The 2,975-nt window shown below is 49.5% G+C and carries 3 protein-coding genes; 2 read left to right on the top strand and 1 reads right to left on the bottom strand.

Going from position 1 to position 2,975, the window contains the following annotated elements:
- Positions 1 to 275 precede the first annotated feature (275 nt).
- A complete protein-coding gene (locus tag ACO6BQ_RS12250) occupies positions 276 to 812 on the top strand; it encodes a hypothetical protein (RefSeq protein WP_489121359.1) in 537 nt (178 codons plus the stop codon).
- A 160-nt stretch (positions 813 to 972) separates the two neighbouring features.
- Here ACO6BQ_RS12250 and ACO6BQ_RS12245 read toward each other — a convergent pair whose 3' ends face one another.
- Positions 973 to 2,016: a protein rep gene (locus ACO6BQ_RS12245; RefSeq protein ID WP_489121357.1), complete on the bottom strand. Its 1,044-nt coding sequence runs from the start codon at positions 2,014 to 2,016 to the stop codon at positions 973 to 975.
- A 523-nt stretch (positions 2,017 to 2,539) separates the two neighbouring features.
- On the opposite strand from ACO6BQ_RS12245, the gene ACO6BQ_RS12240 reads away from it, so the two are divergent.
- A complete protein-coding gene (locus tag ACO6BQ_RS12240) occupies positions 2,540 to 2,746 on the top strand; it encodes a hypothetical protein (protein WP_489121355.1) in 207 nt (68 codons plus the stop codon).
- Positions 2,747 to 2,975 lie beyond the last annotated feature (229 nt).

The following is a 2,975-nucleotide window of genomic DNA, read 5'->3' as shown; positions in this document are numbered from 1 at the left end:
CGCCCCGAGCAAGAGGGCACGCCCTCTTGCAACACCCATCAAACGCTCGCCGCTGGGCAGAGGGGAACGGGTCCGTTCCCCTTGCATGAAAGCGTCTGGGGTCGGTCACGCGTCAAGGTCAAGCCGCTTCGCGGTCGCGCATCCGCGCGAACCTTGACACTTCAAAGCGGCGAAGCAGTGATATTTTGTGTAAATCAATATTGACAAAACACTATAGCTTTGTTATACTGTATTTGTCAAAAAGAATTTACACAAAACACAAGGAGGCGCGTACGATGTCAAGAGTGGTTGACTACAGCACTTTCGCCAGATCGATCAACAAAAGCAAGCGTAGCAAGCTCGTCGGGTTTGTGCATGAATGGAAATCCTACAAGCGTATACCAGAACGCATGATACAGGTCATGGTCATTTCCGGATGGATAGAATACGAAAAGCCGGAAAAGGAGCGGAGACGCGACAGCGGGGAAATCAGAGCGTTTATCAAGATTCAAGACGATATTGTGTATTTTGTTTTTGACAAACTTGGAGACGACGGCAAGGAAGAGTTCTCCCGCACCCTCATCGACGAGGAGGCTATGATGTTCCTCGGCGCGACGTTCGACTGCGATCAGGCACCGCAACACGCACAAATCACAAAGAAGGACGGAACGCCATTCGCGGGCTTCAACGGCGGGCGCAAGAAGAAGGAGTTGACCGACGAGGAGAAGGCGCAAATCCTTGCGATGCGCGAGGAAGGGAAGAACGTCAACATCATCGCGCGGGAACTGCACATCAGTAACCGCATTATATCGGAATTTGTCAAAAACAATTAAGACAAATAACGATATTGAGAGATACATCCCGCCCGCCATCGTTCCCCTTCTCAAACACATCTCACAGCCCGCAGGAGCGTTTTTCTACTCCAACGCATATAGAACCATGCACGCAATAAAAAAAGCCCCTTATCGGGGCTTCTGGGGCTTCTGGAGACTATCAGCAGATATATGCACCCACATCCGCGCGCCACTTGAAAAGTATCTGCGCAACGGGATTAAACGCCTTTTCCTCAGCTTCAACATGAACCAAGTCACCCGTTTCAACATCATCGAGCTGTAGCCGCTTGCGATACTCTTTGAAATCACCGCCAAATGTAACGAGCCGTCGCCTAAAAATCGCAGAATATAGTTCTACCAAGGCTTTCGCCGCTTTTTCTTTATCCTTGATTTTCAAGATTCCGTCCATCTTCACGGGGTACTTTGCGACCTCGGCGACTGCTTTCGCCGTCCCTCCCTTGATGTTCCGCACATCGACAAGCGGGTCATAATCCACGCCAAGCGCGGCACGCCAGAGCACCGTCCAGTCCTTTTGCTTGATGTACCCGTTCTTGAAGTAAGTCGGGCGAACCTCCAAAATTGCGTGTATGTGCGGGTGGAAGTCGTCGCGATCTGCGTTATAGGTGATCTCCTCGGCTTTCATGTAGCCCAGCAGATTCTCCTTCAGTTTCTTTGCCGGCGCAAAGGTCTGGTGCTTGTCCACGATGTACTTAAACGCCTTGTTCAGCCTGTCTATCGTTTCCCGCAGCACATCCCCGCGGACGTTTTCAACGGTGAGCGTCACAAAGATAAACCGCGCCTTTTTCTCGGCGAGGATAGCGTCTGTGACAGCCGATACCTGCGAAAATAGCTTGAGCGACCGTCGCCAGTTACACATTGGGCAAACACGAATACGGCAAAAATTCCCCTGCTTTAATCGGCGATTCCCTTCTGCGTCTTGCAAGAACAACAGCTCATCAGCACATTCCTCTAAGTCCTTCATCCGCGATTCAGACAACAAGTGACCGTGCTTTTCGCCCAAATGAAAAAGCTCGATAAGCCCAATCTTTGCCATTCTATGCTCCCTCCATGGGCGCTTGCGCCCCGTCGCGCTTACGTCCTCTAAGAGTTCTCCCGTTTCCGTGATGGTCTCACATAATTCAGCTCCACAACATTTGTCACGATTTTTCTTGTCAAAAGTTACGGTTTTTGATACAATCGTCATAGCAAGTAACCTCCTGCGGGGGGTTCTAAAAGCCCCTCTCTGTTGTGTTGATTTCTCGACAATCTCATCATAGCAAAAGACGGGCTTTTTTGCTACCTTTTTTTCTACTTTTTTTCAGGGAAAAAATAGCAACAAACATAATAACCGCGCGGGTTGGCGCGGTTTTTTATTTATGTCTTGTAAGCCGTAAGTATCAAGAGAAGGAGAAAACCCCATTTTTTGACCGTCCAAAAACGGCAAATTTGTCAAAAAGAATTAGCACAATTCTAAGTGCCGCAGAACGGCAAATTTGTCAAAAAGAATTAGACAAAAAAACAACAAAAATTCGACCCTCTGAATGGTCGAATCAGCGAACGAAGGTGAGCGGAAAAATCGCCCGATGAAATCGGCTGCACACACGAGTTTCTCACGACCGCCACAGGCGGTTTTGAGAAACTCCTAAGTGTGCGCAGAATAAATTTTTAGCAGATTCTGTCCCGATCGGCGACATGGTCGCTAATTTTTTTCGCCGCGCATCGCTCCGATGCCGGCGAAAAAACGCATAGAAATCTCCACGCGTGGAGATTTCTGTAAATGCGCATTCTCGATTCTGGGGCGACGGCTTATTATCTTCCACACCATCGCACCCTATCGGATTCCGCTCACGCGAACAACGGCGCGGCGACAGGTGACTACCACGCCGACATTCACGCTCGACCTTCAAAACGGTGCAACACCTTGCGCCGCTTGAAGGTCATTGACTACCTCTGCTATAATCAAAATAAGCAAATGTTTAGTCGCCGCCAGACAGCGCGACACATCAAGTAGGTCTGGGTTCAAATGTTCAGTCGCCGCTAGACAGTGCGACACATCAAATAGGTCTAGGCTCAAATATCAATCCCTCGCTTTTTAGCGGGGGATTTTTTATGCAACAACTACACGGAAAAAGATAGATCGCGGGGCTGTCTGCCCCGCCGCCC

The sequence above is a fragment of the Centipeda sp. (in: firmicutes) genome (genome assembly GCF_057271695.1).
Note: the sequence above shows the minus strand (reverse complement) of the source record. Positions and strands in the feature narration are given on the sequence as shown.